12 protein-coding genes are annotated in these 15,796 nt (G+C 68.9%); 3 read left to right on the top strand and 9 right to left on the bottom strand.

Features of this window, described 5'->3' with window-relative positions:
* Window positions 1-3,948, top strand: a complete 3,948-nt coding sequence (locus tag AC3A4E_RS01775; RefSeq protein ID WP_487629863.1) for a translocation/assembly module TamB domain-containing protein — start codon at window positions 1-3, stop codon at window positions 3,946-3,948.
* Between the two features lie 75 nt (window positions 3,949-4,023).
* Here the strand turns inward: AC3A4E_RS01775 and AC3A4E_RS01770 are convergent, their stop codons facing one another.
* Entirely contained in the window at window positions 4,024-5,094 is a 1,071-nt protein-coding gene (locus tag AC3A4E_RS01770) for an isoaspartyl peptidase/L-asparaginase family protein (protein ID WP_487629862.1), read from the bottom strand.
* Window positions 5,095-5,164: 70 nt separating this feature from the next.
* Window positions 5,165-7,693, bottom strand: coding sequence for an excinuclease ABC subunit UvrA (locus AC3A4E_RS01765; protein WP_487629861.1), 2,529 nt, complete (start codon window positions 7,691-7,693; stop codon window positions 5,165-5,167).
* A 118-nt stretch (window positions 7,694-7,811) separates the two neighbouring features.
* Here AC3A4E_RS01765 and AC3A4E_RS01760 point away from each other — a divergent pair, with 118 nt between their 5' ends.
* The gene (locus AC3A4E_RS01760) at window positions 7,812-9,935 is read left to right on the top strand and encodes a catalase (protein ID WP_487629860.1); all 2,124 of its coding nucleotides are present in this window, start codon (window positions 7,812-7,814) and stop codon (window positions 9,933-9,935) included.
* 114 nt (window positions 9,936-10,049) lie between these two features.
* Here the strand turns inward: AC3A4E_RS01760 and AC3A4E_RS01755 are convergent, their stop codons facing one another.
* The 7 genes from AC3A4E_RS01755 to AC3A4E_RS01725 form a co-directional block, all read right to left on the bottom strand.
* Complete coding sequence (locus AC3A4E_RS01755; protein ID WP_487629859.1) at window positions 10,050-10,316, bottom strand: hypothetical protein; 267 nt, start codon at window positions 10,314-10,316, stop codon at window positions 10,050-10,052.
* A gap of 146 nt (window positions 10,317-10,462) precedes the next feature.
* Window positions 10,463-10,732 carry a hypothetical protein gene (locus AC3A4E_RS01750; RefSeq protein ID WP_487629858.1) on the bottom strand — a complete coding sequence of 90 codons (270 nt, stop codon included), beginning with the start codon at window positions 10,730-10,732 and terminating at the stop codon, window positions 10,463-10,465.
* Window positions 10,722-11,450, bottom strand: a complete 729-nt coding sequence (locus tag AC3A4E_RS01745; protein ID WP_487629857.1) for a glycosyltransferase family 2 protein — start codon at window positions 11,448-11,450, stop codon at window positions 10,722-10,724. The genes AC3A4E_RS01750 and AC3A4E_RS01745 overlap by 11 nt, the downstream gene beginning before the upstream one ends.
* Window positions 11,447-12,049: a class I SAM-dependent DNA methyltransferase gene (locus AC3A4E_RS01740; protein WP_487629856.1), complete on the bottom strand. Its 603-nt coding sequence runs from the start codon at window positions 12,047-12,049 to the stop codon at window positions 11,447-11,449. The genes AC3A4E_RS01745 and AC3A4E_RS01740 overlap by 4 nt, the downstream gene beginning before the upstream one ends.
* A complete protein-coding gene (locus AC3A4E_RS01735) occupies window positions 12,046-12,825 on the bottom strand; it encodes a PIG-L deacetylase family protein (RefSeq protein ID WP_487629855.1) in 780 nt (259 codons plus the stop codon). The genes AC3A4E_RS01740 and AC3A4E_RS01735 overlap by 4 nt, the downstream gene beginning before the upstream one ends.
* Complete coding sequence (locus tag AC3A4E_RS01730; protein ID WP_487629854.1) at window positions 12,813-13,814, bottom strand: acyl-CoA dehydrogenase family protein; 1,002 nt, start codon at window positions 13,812-13,814, stop codon at window positions 12,813-12,815. Before AC3A4E_RS01730 ends, AC3A4E_RS01735 begins: the two co-directional genes overlap by 13 nt.
* A gap of 196 nt (window positions 13,815-14,010) precedes the next feature.
* Window positions 14,011-15,345, bottom strand: coding sequence for a sialidase family protein (locus tag AC3A4E_RS01725; protein WP_487629853.1), 1,335 nt, complete (start codon window positions 15,343-15,345; stop codon window positions 14,011-14,013).
* A gap of 80 nt (window positions 15,346-15,425) precedes the next feature.
* Between AC3A4E_RS01725 and AC3A4E_RS01720 the strand changes: the two genes are divergently transcribed.
* Window positions 15,426-15,779, top strand: coding sequence for a putative signal transducing protein (locus tag AC3A4E_RS01720; RefSeq protein ID WP_487629852.1), 354 nt, complete (start codon window positions 15,426-15,428; stop codon window positions 15,777-15,779).
* The last annotated feature ends 17 nt before the right edge of the window (window positions 15,780-15,796 follow it).

Here is a 15,796-nt window from a genome sequence, read left to right as displayed (position 1 = left end):
ATGGCTTTTGGTCGTCACCGCCTGCCCACCGATCTGACTCCCGAAGAGCGCGAGGCGCGTATCGCCGAACTGCGCGCGCGCCGCCGCGCACGGGCCCGCAAACTCGCGATCCGCAGCGCGATCGGTATCGCCGCATTGATCGTGCTGCTGATCATCGTCGTGTGGTGGCTGCTGACGACGTTCGGCGGCCGTGATTTCCTGTTGAACCAGGTCGCCTCGCGCCTGCCCGCCGGCACCGAGCTGACCTGGCGCGCGGCCGAAGGACCGGCCTCCGGTCCGCTGACGATGTACGACGTCCGCTACGTGCAGCGCAGTTGCCCGGACGTCGAAGAACAGCCTGTTGCCTACGGCGAATGCGACGAACCACGCGTCCTGGTGTTCGAAGCCGAACGCGTAACGGTGGATCCGGCCGTGATGCCGCTGATCGGCCGTCGCCTGCGCCTGGACGTGCTGGATATCGACAACGCCGTGCTGTCGATGCCGCCGTCGGTCGACACCCCGTTCGAGCTGCCGCGCTGGCCCGATTCGTTGCCGCGCATCGATCTGCCGCTGTCGCTGCAGGCCGACACGATCCGCATCGACGGCTTCCGCGTCGAGCAGGCGGGCGAGTCGCTGATCGACATCCGCAGCGTGCGCGGTGGCCTCGACGCGCAGCAGGGCGAGCTCAATCTCGCCAACGTCGTCGTCGACAGCGACCGCGGTCTGTTCACCGCGAACGGTGTCTACGCGCCCGATGACGACTACCGCATGGACGTCACCGCCAGCGCGCTGATGCCCGCGCCGCCGGCGCGCACGCGTCCGCGCATCGGGCTGGTCGCACGTGGCGACCTGTCGCGTCTGGACATCGCCGTGGTCGGTCATGCGCCCGAACCGCTGAAAGCCGTGCTGACCCTGCGCGGCCGCGAGAATCCCGGCTGGGCGCTGCGCGCCGACACCACGCGGCTCGATCCCGCATTGCTGATGGGCAGCGGCGAACCCGGCACGCCGCTGGCGTTCGACATCCGCGCCGATGGCGAAGGCGGCGCTGCGCAGCTGCAGGGCAACGCGACGTACGGCGAATCAGACGCGGATCCGATCCGCGTCGTGCTGCAGCCCTCGAAGGTCAAGCTGGAAGACCAGCGGCTGGATCTCGACCCGCTGGTCGTCGACATCTTCGAAGGCCGGGTCACGCTGCGCGGCTTTGCCGATGTCACCGAACCGGGCGACGTGCGTTTCCGCTTCGCGACGAATGCGCGTGGCCTGCAGTTCGGCGCCGATCCGGACGCTGCCGAACCCGCGCCGCCGATCATGGCCGATGCCGATCTGGGCATCGCCGGCAGCACCGCTGCGTGGGCCGCGGTCGGCAAGGCCACCGTGGAGCGCGACGGTCTGCGCGCAAACGTGGATTTCGACGGCCGCGGCGATGCGCAGCGCATGCGTCTGCACACCGCACGCGTGACCATGCCGACCGGCACGCTCGATGCGACCGGCGATGTCGCCTGGGCACCTGCATTGCAATGGCAACTCGACGCGACGCTGGCCGGATTCGATCCCGGCTATTTCGCCCGCGACTGGAAGGGCGCGATCAACGGCAGCTTCGCCACGACCGGCGAAACACGCGACGACGGCGGCCTGGAAGTGGCGGTGGATGCCAGCGACCTGGGCGGTACCCTGCGCGGCCGCCGGCTCGATGGGCGTGCGACGTTCGCGATGCATGGCCCGGCGACCGCTGCCGGTGACGCGGGACGGACTGATTTCGAAGGCGAGGTCGCGCTGTCGCTGGGCGACAGCCGTGTCGATGCGACTGCGACCGTGACCGACCGCCTCGACATCGATGCGACGCTGGCCCCGCTGCAGCTTGCCGATTTCGTACCCGACACCGGCGGCGTGCTGCGCGGCACCGTGCGCGTGACCGGTGCGCGCACCGCGCCCGACATCGCCGCCGACCTCACCGGCACCGCCCTGCGTTACGGCGACTACGCTGCCGCCAGCGCGCGCATCCAGGGCAACCTGCCGTGGCGTGGCGACAGCGGTTCGCTCGATGTCGTGGCGACCGGCGTCAATGCCGGCATCGCGCTCGACGAGGTGCGCCTGGCCGCACGCGGCGCCATCGAGAAGCTCCAGCTCGAGGCAGGCGCACGTGGGGAAATCGGCACTGTCGAACTCGCGGGCAACACCGAGAGCCGCAACGGCAACTGGCAGGGCACGCTCGCGAACCTGCGCCTTGCGCCGGCCACCGGTGCGAGCTGGGCGCTGCAGTCGCCAGCGCAGTTCCAGCAGGTCGGCACGCGCTACACGTTGCGCGAGAGCTGCTTTGCATCCAGCGGTGGCGGCTCGCTGTGCGCGAGCGCCGACTGGCCGCGCCAGGGCGTGTCCATTACCGGCTCCGGCCTGCCGCTCGCACTGGCCACGCCGTACCTGCCCGAACAGGATGGCGGCCGTCCGTTCGTGCTGCGCGGCGAGATCGCGCTTGAAGGCAGCGCGCGTCCGGTCGGCAACGGCTTTGCCGGCAGCGCCAGCATCCGCTCGGCCAGCGGCGGCGTGCGCACGTCCGAGCGCGCGCGCAACGACGTGGTGACCTACGACAATTTCGTGCTCGACGCGGAGTTCGACGCCAACCGCCTCAGCGCCACGCTGTCGACGACGCTCAATGAAGTGGGTCGCGTGCAGGCGCAGGTGACCAACGGCTGGGATGCGTATTCGCCGCTGTCGGGTTCGCTGGTCGCCAACGTCGAGGACCTGACCTTCGTCGAACTGTTCTCACCCGACATCGTCGAGCCGAGCGGCCGCCTCACCGCCGACGTCACGATCGGCGGCACGCGTTCGCAGCCGACCATCGGCGGCCAGGCGCGTCTGGCCGACTTCTCCACCGAGATTCCGTCGCTGGCGATCGCGCTCGAGGACGGCAACATCAATCTCGACGCGCTGCCCGACGGCACCGCGCGTATTGCCGGCAGCGTGCGCTCCGGCGAGGGCACGCTGAACATCGGCGGTGGCATCGGCTGGCAGGGCGAAGGCACGCCGGTCGTGCTGACGGTCAGCGGCACCGACGTACTGGTGTCCGACACCAGCGACATGCACATCATCGCCTCGCCCGACATCACCGTGCGTTACACCGCGCTGCAGCCGCTCAACGTCAGCGGCAAGGTGTTCGTCGACGTTGCGCTGCTCGATCTGGAACGGCTCAGCGAAGGCGTGTCCGCATCGCCGGACGTCGTCGTGCTCGACCCGGTCGATCCGGAAGAGAACAGCACCGCATCGGCGATGGAGCTGGACCTGACCCTGACCGTGGGTGACAACGTCGGTCTTCGCGGCTTCGGCTTCGACGGCCGGATGAAGGGCGAGCTGCGCGTACGCGCCTTGCCAGGGCGAGAGATGACCGGCACCGGCAGGCTTTCGGTCGACGGTCGCTACAAGGCCTATGGCCAGGATCTGCGGGTCACGCGCGGCAACCTGGATTTCAACAACAGCCCGGTGGCCGACCCGATCATCGACGTGCGTGCGGAGCGCCGCATCGAGGCCGAGGACATCACCGCCGGCATCGACGTCAGCGGACGCGCGTCGGCGCCACAGGTCAACGTGTGGACCAACCCGTCGAGCGACGATTCGCAGGCGCTGTCCTACCTCGTGCTGGGACGTTCGGCATCGAGTCTGACCAGCGACGAAGGGCAGCAGATCGATGCGGCCGCCGCCGCGCTCAATGCGGGTGGCAATCTGGTTGCCGGGCAGCTCGGCAGCAAGATTGGCCTGGACAACGCCGGTATCACCCAGTCGCGCGCACTGGGCGGCAGTGTTCTCGGCTTCGGCAAGCAGCTCTCGCCCAGGCTCTATGTCGGCTTCGGCGTGTCATTGCTGGGCACCGGTCAGGTCCTGACGCTGAAGTATCTGCTGCGCGCGGGCTTCGACGTCGAGATCGAGTCGAGCACGCTGGAGAACCGCGGCTCGGTGAACTGGCGACACGAACGCTGAGATATCTGCGGCGGCGGGCGCGGTTACGGCCTCGTTGACGCACGCTGCCCGCCCTGGGCAGCGTGCGGGATGGCGTCAGCGAGCGTCCGGCAGCGGCATCGTATCGTCGTCGAACACCGCGACATGCGGCACGCCGTCGGCGCCGATCCAGCCGCGGAACATGCCCGGCGTGTTGAACGGGAACGCGACCTGGCCCTTCGCGTCGAGCGCGATCGCGCCGCCGTTGCCACCTGCCGCCGGAATGTCCTGGTCGATCACCGCGTCCGCAGCCACACGGATGTCGTCGCCGCGCAGACGGACGCGCGCGCAGATCTCGTGCGCCGCCGCGCTTCGGATGTAGTACTCGCCCCACCCGGTCCCCGACACCGCGCAGCCGTCATCTGCCCAGGTGCCCGCGCCGATGATCGGCGCATCGCCCACGCGGCCGTAGCGCTTGTTGGTCATGCCACCGGTCGAGGTGCCCGCCGCAAGACGCCCGCCGGCGTCGAGTGCCACAGCGCCCACAGTGCCGAAGTACGGACGCGCATCGCCCTCGACGACCCTGCTCTGCGCAGGCGTTTTCTCCGCTTCGAGTGCGCGCTGGAGCTGCTGCCAGCGGCGCTCGGTGCGGAAGTACGCCGGATCGACCAGCGTGATGGACTGGGTGCGCGCGAAGGCTTCGGCGCCCTCGCCGACCAGCATCACGTGCGGCGAGCCGGTCATCACCGCTTGCGCCAGCACGATCGGATTGCGCACCCGGGTCACGCCGGCGATCGCCCCGGCCTGCCCCGTTGCGCCATCCATCACCGACGCGTCGAGTTCGTTGCGGCCGTCGTGGGTGAACACCGCGCCGTGGCCGGCATTGAAGCTCGGTGCATCCTCCAGCACGGTGATCGCGGCGGTCACCGCATCGAGCGCTGGTGCCCCGGCCTGCAGGCGCGCGTGTCCGGCACGCAATGCGGCCTCCAACGCCGCGCGCGCCTCGGCGAGGCCCGCGGCATCGAGATCACCCGGGGCGATGCCGGCACCGCCGTGGATCGCCAGCACGGCGCGGGCTTGCGCGCTATCCGTCGGTTCCGCCGTGTCGTCTGCAGGCGGTGCCGCCTGCAACGCGCCCATCGCCAGCAGCAACGGCCACGTCATCCACGTCTGGAAAGGTCCACTCATGAGGCTGCTCCGCGCGGGTATCAGCCGACACGCTAGCGCAGTCAGCCCGGCGACGCAGCGTATGCAGGACTCAACCCCGCCCGATCGCCTGCGCCAGGAACGGCGCCGTCCGGCTCTTCTTCGACCTTGCCACCTCGGCCGGCACGCCTGCAGCGACAACGTGCCCACCGGCATCGCCCGCGCCCGGGCCCATGTCGATCAGCCAGTCGCTGGCCGCGGCCACGCGCATGTCGTGTTCGACGACGACCACCGTGCTGCCCGCATCCACCAGCCCACTCAACTGCCGCATCAGCGTGTCGACATCCTTGGGATGCAGGCCGGTCGTCGGTTCGTCGAGCACGTAGACCGTGCCGCGGCGCTGCGCGCGTTGCAGCTCGCTGGCGAGCTTGATGCGTTGCGCTTCGCCGCCCGACAGTTCGGTCGCCGGCTGGCCGAGTCGCAGATAACCGAGTCCGACTTCCAGCAGCACCTGCAGCGGACGCACGATCGCGGCGTCGTCTGCGAAGAAGTCGGCGGCCTCGGCCACGGTCATCGCCAGCACGTCGGCGATGTGCTTGCCGCGCAACGTGACTTCGAGCGTTTTCGCGTCGTAGCGGCTGCCATGGCAGGTCGGGCACGGCGCATAGACGCTGGGCATGAACAGCAGTTCCACACTGACGAACCCTTCGCCATCGCAGGTCGCGCAGCGGCCTTTGGCGACGTTGAACGAGAAACGCCCGGCGTCGTAACGCCGGCGTTTCGCGGCCGGCGTGTCGGCGAAGCATTTGCGCACATGGTCGAACAGTCCGGTGTAGGTCGCGAGATTCGAACGCGGCGTGCGGCCGATCGGCTTCTGGTCGACGCGCACCAGACGTTTGATCGCCTCCGCGCCGCCTGCGATGCGCCCGTCCAGCGGCACCTCGACACCGCGTTCCAGCGGATCCAGTGGCGCGTCTTCGTCGCCACCGCCCTGACCCAGATGCGCCCCCAGCAATTCGACCAGCGCCTGGCTGACCAGCGATGACTTGCCCGAGCCACTGACGCCGGTGACGGTCGTGAACACGCCGAGTGGAATGTCGACATCGAGATCGCGCACGTTGTGGCGACGGATGCCGCGCAGCTGCAGCCAGCCCTCAGGCGTGCGCGTGGTGTGTGCGATCGATGCAGCGTCGTCGTCCAGATAACGACGCGTCGACGACGCCTCCACCTTCGACAGCCCGGCGAGCGGTCCGCTGTAGAGCACTTGCCCGCCGTGCTCGCCGGCGGCCGGCCCGACATCGACGATCCAGTCCGCGTGGCGGATCACTTCGATCTCGTGTTCGACGACGAACAGAGAATTGCCGGCGGCGCGCAGCTGGTCGAGCGCACGCAGCAGCGCCTGTGTGTCGGCCGGATGCAGGCCGGCAGATGGTTCGTCCATGACGTAGACCACGCCGAACAGCTGCGAACGGATCTGCGTGCCCAGTCGCAGGCGCTGCAGTTCGCCGGGCGACAGCGTCGGCGTCGCGCGGGCAAGGGTCAGATAGCCGAGGCCGAGATCCTGCAGCACCTTGAGTCGCGCGAGCAGATCCTGCGCGATGCGCTGCGCGGCCAGCGCCTGCTCGGGGTGCGCTTTCGCATGCGTTTTCCCAGCCGCAGCCGGCGCCAGCAGGTCGGCGAGTTCATCGAGCGGACGCTGCGAGAACGCAGCGATGTCGAGACCGGCGAAGGTCACCGACAGCGCCTCGCGCCGCAGCCGCTTGCCTTCGCATTCCGGGCATGCGGCGCTGACCAGATACTGCGCCGCGCGCTTCTTCTGCTGCGGGCTCTGGGTGTTGGCGAAGGTGTGCAGCACATGGCGCCGCGCACTGGTGAACGTGCCCATGTAGGCGGGTTCGGTCTTTCGCTTGAGTGCGTCCTTGACCTCGTCGAGATCGAAACCGGGATACACCGGCTCCACCGGCTGCTCGTCGGTGAACAGGATCCAGTCGCGGGTCTTCTTCGGGAGCTTCGACCACGGGACGTCGACGTCTATGCCGCGCGTGGTCAGGATGTCGCGCTGGTTCTGTCCGTGCCACGCACCCGGCCACGCGGCGACGGCGCGCTCGCGGATGGTCAGCGAGCGGTCCGGCACCATCGAGGCTTCGGTCGCATCGTAGATGCGTCCCAGGCCGTGGCAGGTCGGGCAGGCGCCTGCCGGCGTGTTCGGCGAGAAGCCGTCGGCATAGATGATCGCCTGCCCGCGCGGATAGTCGCCGGCGCGCGAGTACAGCATGCGCAGCGAGTTCGAGATCGTGGTCAGGCTGCCGACCGACGAGCGCGCGGTCGGCGTGCCGCGTGCCTGCTGCAGCGCGACCGCTGGCGGCAGACCTTCGATCGAATCGACCTGCGGCACGCCGGCCTGGTCGATCAGCCGACGCGCATACGGCGAGATCGAATCGAGATAGCGCCGCTGCGCCTCGGCGAACAGCGTGCCGAAGGCCAGCGAGGATTTGCCCGAGCCGGATACGCCGGTGAACACCACCAGCGCATCGCGCGGGATGTCGACATCGACGTCTTTGAGATTGTGTTCGCGCGCGCCGCGTACGCGCACGCAGTCGGCGATGGCGTGCGAGATGGGATCTGGAGTCTTGGGAGTCATGGCGACGATTATCCGCGCCGCGCGTTGCGTGCCCGTCGTCGATTCCGAATGGGCGCAATGCACGGTGCGCTCACGACTGCGCGCCCACGCTCGCATCTCATTCCCCGGAGCCCACCTCATGGCCAGCAAGACGCCAGCCCCCACCTCGTCCCGCAATCCGCCCGCCAGCGGCAAAGTGCCCGCGCGCGATGCCACCGATCTGCGCGGCGAAGGCGACGAACTGCAGCAGCAGGCCGGCGGCACGCATCCGCAACTGACGACGAACCAGGGCATCCCGGTCGCCGACAACCAGAATTCGCTCAAGTCCGGCGGTCCGCGTGGCCCGACGCTGCTGGAGGATTTCATCCTCCGCGAGAAGATCACCCACTTCGATCACGAGCGCATTCCCGAGCGCATCGTGCACGCCCGCGGCACCGCGGCGCATGGCACGTTCGAGCTGACGAAGTCGCTGTCGCAGTACACCACCGCGCAGATCCTCACCGAGGTCGGCACGAAGACGCCGGTGTTCACCCGCTTCTCCACCGTCGCCGGTGGCGCCGGTTCGGTCGACACGCCGCGCGACGTGCGCGGTTTCTCGGTGAAGTTCTATACCCAGGAAGGCAACTGGGATCTGGTCGGCAACAACATCCCGGTGTTCTTCATCCAGGACGCGATGAAGTTTCCGGACGTGGTGCACTCGGTGAAGATGGAACCTGACCGCGGTTTCCCGCAGGCGGCCAGCGCGCACGACACGTTCTGGGATTTCATATCTCTGACGCCCGAATCGATGCACATGATCATGTGGGCGATGAGCGACCGCACGATTCCGCGCTCGCTGCGCACGATCGAGGGCTTCGGCGTGCATTCCTTCCGTCTGCTCGACAAGGACGGCAACAGCACCTTCGTGAAATTCCACTGGCGCCCGACGCTGGGCATCCAGTCGACGGTCTGGGACGAGGCATTGAAGCTGCAGGCCGCCGACAACGATTTCCACCGCCGCGATCTGTTCGAGGCGATCCAGGCCGGTGATTTCCCCGCCTGGGATCTCGCGGTGCAGCTGTTCACCGAGGAAGAGGCCGACGCCTTCCCGTTCGACCATCTCGACGCCACCAAGCTGATTCCCGAGGAACTGGTGCCGCTGCAGGTGATCGGCCGCATGACCCTCGACCGCTGGCCGGACAACTTCTTTGCCGAGACCGAACAGGTGGCGTACTGCCCGGCGAACATCGTGCCCGGCATCGACTTCAGCAACGATCCGCTGCTGCAGGGCCGCCTGTTCTCGTATCTCGACACGCAGCTCTCGCGTCTGGGCGGACCGAACTTCCACCAGATTCCGGTCAATGCGCCCAAGTGTCCGTTCGCCAACAACCAGCGCGACGGCCACATGCAGATGCAGGTGCCCAAGGGCCGGGTGAACTACGAGCCGAGTTCGCTGCAGCCCGACAGCCCGCGTGCATCGCGCGAGGCCGGCTATCGCCATCACGCGACCGTCGATGACGGCGTCAAGGGTCGCGTGCGGCCGGACAGCTTCGCCGACCACTACAGCCAGGCGCGCCTGTTCTTCCGCAGCCAGAGCGCGATCGAGCAGGCACACATGGCGAGCGCGCTGGTGTTCGAACTGTCGAAGGTCGAGACCGCGCACGTGCGTGAGGCCATCGTCGGTCATCTGCGTCATGTCGATCCGACGCTCGCGCAGCGCGTGGCCGATGGTCTCGGCATGGATGCGCTGCCGCCGGCGCCCGAAGCGCGGGTGCAGCCGCAGGACATGGCCGTCTCGCCCGCGCTGCGCATCATCGATCGCATGCGCGACACGCTGCAGGGCCGTTGCGTCGGCATCCTGGTCCACGACGGCTCGGATGCCGCCACGGTCAAGGCTCTGCGCAAGGCGGCGGAAAGCGCAGGCGCGATGGTCAAGATCGTCGCGCCCAAGCTCGGCGGCGCCAAGCTCTCCGACGGCAAGCGTCTGCCCGCCGATGGTCAGCTCGCCGGCACGCCGTCGACGGTGTTCGACGCCGTCGCACTGGTGCTGTCGGCCGAAGCCGGCAAGCTGCTGTCGCGCGAAGCGGCCGCGGTCGACTGGGCACGCGATGCGTTCGGACATCTGAAGGCGATCGCTGCCGATGCCGGCGCGCAGGCCGTGCTCAAGGCCGGTGGCATCGCCAAGGACGCAGGCGTCCTCGACGCGGCCGACACCAAGGGTTTCATCACCCAGGCGAAGACGCGTCAGTGGGATCGCGAGAAGAAGGTGCGCATGCTGGCCTGAGCCGGCGTGTCGGGCGGGGCGTCGCCACCCGGCGCGCCCCCGCTCTGCAAACGCGAGACAGAAAAAAGGGTGCCTCACGGCACCCTTCTTCGTTTGCGCCGCGTGGCCGCGCGATCAGGCCGCCGCAGCGCCCGTCACCAGTGCCGGTCCGGTCGCAGCCGCGACCGCCTCCGGCGTCGGCGCTGCCGGCGGATCGACAGGCTCGTAACTGCCGTCCGCGTTGCGAACCCGCAGGATGCAGCCGCGTTCGATCACGCCGCGCACCACCTCGTCGCGCAGGGCGGTCGCCCGGCTCAGATACGTCGCCAGGGTCTGACCCTGCGTGTCGGTGAGCACCCAGAAGCGCAGACCCATGTCGTATTGCAGCGTGTAGGTACTCATCCGTGTCTCCGCGATCATCATCAGCGTGGATCTTCGGATGCACAGGATCGATCGGGCGTGAATCCGCCGGGGTCATCTGCGATCGAATGCGCACGCCACATGCGATTGCGCAGGTCGTTCATCGAAACGCCCGGCGTCGCGATGCGTCAGTGCGCGGGTGCCGCGCGCCTGCGTCGTGACGTCAGCACCTGGCCGACGATCGCCGTCAGTAGAATGCAGGCATTGGTGACGATGAAGACCCAGTCGCCGACCAGTGCGCTGTAGGTCACGAAGCCCACGGATGCGGTGATCTGGCCGATGAACAGCCAGTGCGATACGCCTTGCGCGCTGCCGTCGCGCATCTGCGTCGCGATCTGCCGGATCAACGTGTCCAGCAGTACGGCGGAAGCGGCCCAGCCGATGATTTCAGGCGGCATGGGCGTCGGGGCCCGGACCGAAATCGGACACGGTGGTTTCGAGCAACGGCGCCGCGAGCAGGCGCGTGCGCGCCTCGAGTGCGAGCAGGTAATCGGCGAATCCGCCCTGCGCACGCGCGACGCGCCGCGCACTGGTGATCACGACGGGTGTCGCGCGTCGGGCGATGTGCGCGCCGGCGCGATGCAGTGCATCCACCATCGCCACATCCTCGTGCGCGGACAATGGCGGAAATCCGCCGCAGCGCAGGTACATCGCCGCACTGAAGCCCATGTTCGCGCCGTGCACGTGCGGGTGGCCGTCGCGCTGTTCTTCGGCAGTGCCGAAATGCATGCGCACGGTGTCGTCGTAGTCGAGCCAGTCGTCGACGGTGACGATGCCGCAGAACGCATCGGCGGCGCAGGCGAGCTGGCAGGCCAGCCAGTCGCGCGGCACGCGTGAATCGGCATCGGTACACGCCACCCAGCGCGCGCCCAGACCGATCACGAACGCCGCGCCGGCCGCCCGGGCGAGGCCGACATTGCCGTCGTGCACGATGACCGCGCGCACGCCGCACGCAGCGACGATCGCAGCGGTGCGATCGCTGCACCGGTCCAGCGCGACGACGATGACCACCGCTTCGCCGCCGAGCGCGTCGCTGTGCGCTGCGATCTGCACCGACGCCAGGCACGCGGCGATGCAGGCCTCTTCGTTATGCGCGGGAATGACGACGCCGATCATCGCAGGCCCGCCCGTTGCGCAACCGAGGCGGCGTTCAACGCCCAGCCGTCGAGTCGCACATCGGCATCGCCATAGCCGAACACGCGTTGCATGCCGAGTTCACGGCGCAGCAGGCGATGCACGTCGCGACCCGACTGCGGTGCCTGCGCAAATGGCGCGAGCCAGTGACAGGCGACCAGCACGCCATCGCCGCGCAGGCTGGACTTCAGCTGGTACGCCATGCGCGTCAGCGTGTCGGCATCGAGGTAGTAGCCCACCTCGCTGAAGACGATCAGATCGAACAGGCCATCGGGCCAGCTGTCGGGATGCCGCGCCTGGCGCACGTCGACGTGCGCGTGCGATAGCGTCCGCTCGGTGGCGAGCGCGACGGCGCGCGCGCTGAGATCGGTGGCGATCAGGCTGTCGCAGCGCGTCGCGAGGTCGGCCGTGAGTTCGCCGTTCGAGCAGCCGATCTCCCAGACGCGGCCGAAGTGCTGCGCCGGCAGACTCGCGAGCAGCAGCGCGCGCTTGCGCGCCTCGTACCAGCGCTCGCGATAGCCGAAGGGATCGTCCTGTGCGTAGATCGCATCGAAGTATTCGCTGGGCGTCGCGGCGCTCATGGCAACACGACTTCGAAATCGCGATCGAAACGTTCGAGCACATGCGGCGGCAGGATCGGCGCCGGCATGCCGGGCGCATCGTCCTGCAGTTGCGACGCAAAACACGCCAGCGCCGCCGCCTTGGCGCGACGCGCAGCCGGACTCAGCACGAGACGCTGCGCCCCCGGCAATGGCGATGCCGGCGCATCCGGCGACAGCCAATGCCAGGCCCAGACCGGAAACTGTGCCACCTCCGCGCCGCAGTGCACGGCGGCACGTTCGACCGCGCGCGCCGTGGCTTCGTGATCGGGATGCGCGTCGCCGCGCCAGGTCGTCAGCACGCGGTCGCCAGGGTGCAGCAGCGGCGCCAGCGCAGCGACGAGCGCGTTTTCGCGTTCGCTCACGCGGCCGTCGCCGATGTCGAGCGTGTCGATCGCGTCGGCGTCGACGCCGAGCAGGGCCAGGGCGCGTTCGAGTTCCCGCCGCCGCACTGCGCGCAGATGCGCCGGCGGCCACGCGGGTGCGTCGGGATAACAGGCTTCGCCGTCGGTGACCGACACCACGCGCACCGGCAGACCGACTGCGCGCGCGGTGGCGATCAATCCGCCGCAGCCCAGCGCTTCGTCGTCGGGATGCGGCGACACGATGACCAGTCTTGCGACACCGTCGAGCCAGTCCCGTGCGGCAATGGACGGCAACGCAGCCAGCCAGCGCGAGCGCCGCCATGCGGATTCCGCGATGCCTGCACCTTCGATCCGTGGTGCGTCCTCGACCGCATCCATGCTCACAGCTGCCATGTGACATCCCGCGCCTGCGCGGCGGCGCCGAGTTCCGCCCAGTCGCGCTCGGCATGACTCTGGCGCAGGAAGGTCGTCAGGTCCGCGCAGCGCAGCGCATGCGCGCCGTCTTCGCACAACGGCCCCGGGCCGAGCGCGCGTCCCACGCGATCGATGACCTCGGTCGCCGCACGTTCCACCACGCTGCGGACGCGGGTGATCGCGGTCGCGTGGGGCGCATCGGGGTCGTGATCGATCGCGGCTGCGGTCTCACGCAGCAGGCTTGCCGCTGCAGAGAGCGCCATGTCAATCGCGCCCAGATGGGCCATTGCATGTGGATTGCTCGAGGCGCGCTGATGGCGACGCAAGGTTTCGGCAATCGCGGTCGCTGCCCCGAACCAGCACGCCGCAATACCGCCACCGCCGTGCCAGAAGCCCGGCCGCGCCAGGTAATCGCCGGACGCGCCGATCTGGACCGCGGCAACATCGCGGAACTGCAGGCGCCCGCTTTCGACACGCGACATGCCGACCGCCTGCCAGTGACCCGGTAGCGTTTCGATCCCCGTCGTGGCGCGCATCACCTGCACCAGCACGCGCGCCTCACCGATGTGCGCGGTGACCAGCGCCGCATCGACGAGATCAGCGCCGGAACACCAAGCCTTGATACCGTTCAAGGTGCCGATACCGTCCACGCCCGGCGTGAACTCCAGACGCGCGTCCGGCGGCTCGGCGGCCCAAACCGCGTGCAGCAGCGCGCCATCGAGTGCGCGTTCCGGAGCGCCGAGCTCGCTGAGGATCGCCAGCGCGTCGTAATGCGCTTCCAGCACCTTGATGCCGCAGACGTCTTCGGCGGCAATATCAGACAACTGGCGCCAGCGCGTCAGCGTGTCGCCATGACCGGGGAGCGGCAGCGTGGCATGACGCGCCATCACGTCGCGGACGAACGTCGCCAGTTCAGGCGCGCGCGCGATTGTCGCCACGGTCGGCGGCGTTGAAGAGAGTGGGGGCACGGAAGATCCAGAAGAGGTCTTGCGGCCACGTTGCGCCTACCGAAGTGACAGGCGCGCGAGTCGGGCGCGTTCATGGCGTCATTGCGACGCCATGCGTCTCCCATCCCTGTGAATTGCGCACCCTATGTGCGCTGCCGAACATGCCGAAGCGATGCGCGGCATCCCGCACGTAGAGTGCCGCTGCATCAAGCGCCTGTCAGCGCACCACGCGCACGCCGCGCAATGTCGGCGCGCCGTCGACGACATCGGTCCAGACGACATAAGCCTGTCCACCGACCGCCTGCAGCTGCGGGAAGCCGGTGCCGCGACCGCGACCCTGCGGACGCGCGACTTCGATGCGCTCGTACTCGGTCGCCAGATCCGGACTGCGGCGCGACAGCCACAGCGACTGCGCACCGGCGGCGTCCTCGCGCAGCCACAGCGCCCACGCCTGCTGACCATCGAGTGCGACGGCGACGCGGCCCTGCACAGCCGCATCGCTGTCGAGCACGACCGGCGCTGCGAACGTCGTGCCGGCATCGTCGCTGCGTGCGATCTGCACCTGCGGCGTACCGGTCTGCGCGCTGTACCAGCCCACGACCACGCCGGTGTCCACCGCCGCCACATCCGGGCCATTGACCGGACAGGCCGGCATCACCCAGTTGTCGGCGTGCACGGCCGTCGGCGTTGTCCAGGACTCGCCCTCGCGGCGCGTGACCATGATGTCGCGCACCTCGCCGTCGCTGCGTCCGCGATAGACCAGCACCGGCCCCTGCGCGGTGACCGCCGCGGCGGTCTGGCAGCAGTCGCAGACGCTGGCGTCGATTTCCACCTCGCCGGTCTTGCGCAGCGTCGCGTCAAAGTTCGCGGCACGCAGCGTCATCGGCCGGCCCTCGCCGGGCGATGCATGCCCTTCCGGCGAGTCATGGCCCTCGTGGCTCGCGCCGACGGTGTTGCGACCATCGAGCCAGGCGATGCCGATGCCGTCGCCCTGAGGCCACATCGACACGAAGCCGTGTTCGGTCTGCGTGCCGTCGTCGTGCGGCACGGTGTAGGCGCCCCAGTTCGCGCCGCCATCGCGCGAACGCACCAGCGCGATGTCGTAGGCATACGGCGCCTCGCCGTTCTTCTGCAGCCAGTGCGCCCACAGCGCGCCGTCGGCGGTCGCCTGTACGTGCGGCGTGTCGGCCCAGTTGACGAACATGCGGTTGCCGATCGCGATCGTCGTCGGCGCATTGCGCCAGCGTTGCTGCGCGGGATCGAAGCGCGAGAACTGGAACACGTGGCGACGGCCTTCGCGCGAGTTCACCCAGCTCAGCATCAGGACGCCGTCGGGTCCGGCGACGAGATCGGGCGACGCGGAACCGGCGCCGGTCTCCGGCAAAGCCCAGTCGATGACCTCGCTGGGCGCGGTGACATCGGTGGTCGCAGTGCGCGCGGTCCCCTGCTCGGGCGCATCGCTGCCGCAGGCCGCGAGCATTAGTGAAACGGTCAGCGCGGCGAGCGTGGTGCGCAGGGTCGAGGGGCGTGCGGGACGATCGAAGGCAGGCATGCGCCAAGCTCCACGTGAGAGTCGGATTCAGTGCGCAAGCGTACCCTTACACGCATGTACGCGTGTCCACGCAGCCGCCCATGACCGTCATCGTCGCCCGCTACGCAGACCCGATCGAAGCGCAGATCGCCTGCGGTCTGCTGCAGGCCGAGGGCATCGACGTGCATTTGGGCGACGCAAACATGGCGCTCGCGAACTGGGAATGGCGGCTGGCGATCGGCGGCGTGAAGCTGCACGTACACGATCACCAGTTCGATCAGGCGCAGGACATCATCCGTCGTCTCGATGCCGGCGAATTCCAGCTCGGCGCCGAAGACGATCCCGAAGCGGACGCGCCGCCGCCGGACACGCGTGAAAGCGGCTCCAGTCGCCTGGCGTGGATTGCCCTGATGCTGTTCCAGATTCCGCTGCCGTGGCGCCGGCGGCGCGACTGAGTCGCACGCTGACTGGA

It is taken from the genome of Luteimonas sp. Soil_N_1 (assembly GCF_057656255.1).
This window is presented reverse-complemented; position numbering and strand designations above follow the sequence as displayed.

What these genes read in the sequence shown, in the direction of transcription:
- AC3A4E_RS01775 (WP_487629863.1), top strand. Translation starts at nt 1, where the DNA reads ATGGCTTTTGGTCGTCACCGCCTGCCCACCGATCTGACTCCCGAAGAG.
- AC3A4E_RS01770 (WP_487629862.1), bottom strand. Translation starts at nt 5,094, where the DNA reads ATGAGTGGACCTTTCCAGACGTGGATGACGTGGCCGTTGCTGCTGGCG.
- AC3A4E_RS01745 (WP_487629857.1), bottom strand. Translation starts at nt 11,450, where the DNA reads ATGATCGGCGTCGTCATTCCCGCGCATAACGAAGAGGCCTGCATCGCC.
- AC3A4E_RS01755 (WP_487629859.1), bottom strand. Translation starts at nt 10,316, where the DNA reads ATGAGTACCTACACGCTGCAATACGACATGGGTCTGCGCTTCTGGGTG.
- AC3A4E_RS01750 (WP_487629858.1), bottom strand. Translation starts at nt 10,732, where the DNA reads ATGCCGCCTGAAATCATCGGCTGGGCCGCTTCCGCCGTACTGCTGGAC.
- AC3A4E_RS01720 (WP_487629852.1), top strand. Translation starts at nt 15,426, where the DNA reads ATGACCGTCATCGTCGCCCGCTACGCAGACCCGATCGAAGCGCAGATC.
- AC3A4E_RS01735 (WP_487629855.1), bottom strand. Translation starts at nt 12,825, where the DNA reads ATGGCAGCTGTGAGCATGGATGCGGTCGAGGACGCACCACGGATCGAA.
- AC3A4E_RS01765 (WP_487629861.1), bottom strand. Translation starts at nt 7,693, where the DNA reads ATGACTCCCAAGACTCCAGATCCCATCTCGCACGCCATCGCCGACTGC.
- AC3A4E_RS01760 (WP_487629860.1), top strand. Translation starts at nt 7,812, where the DNA reads ATGGCCAGCAAGACGCCAGCCCCCACCTCGTCCCGCAATCCGCCCGCC.
- AC3A4E_RS01725 (WP_487629853.1), bottom strand. Translation starts at nt 15,345, where the DNA reads ATGCCTGCCTTCGATCGTCCCGCACGCCCCTCGACCCTGCGCACCACG.
- AC3A4E_RS01740 (WP_487629856.1), bottom strand. Translation starts at nt 12,049, where the DNA reads ATGAGCGCCGCGACGCCCAGCGAATACTTCGATGCGATCTACGCACAG.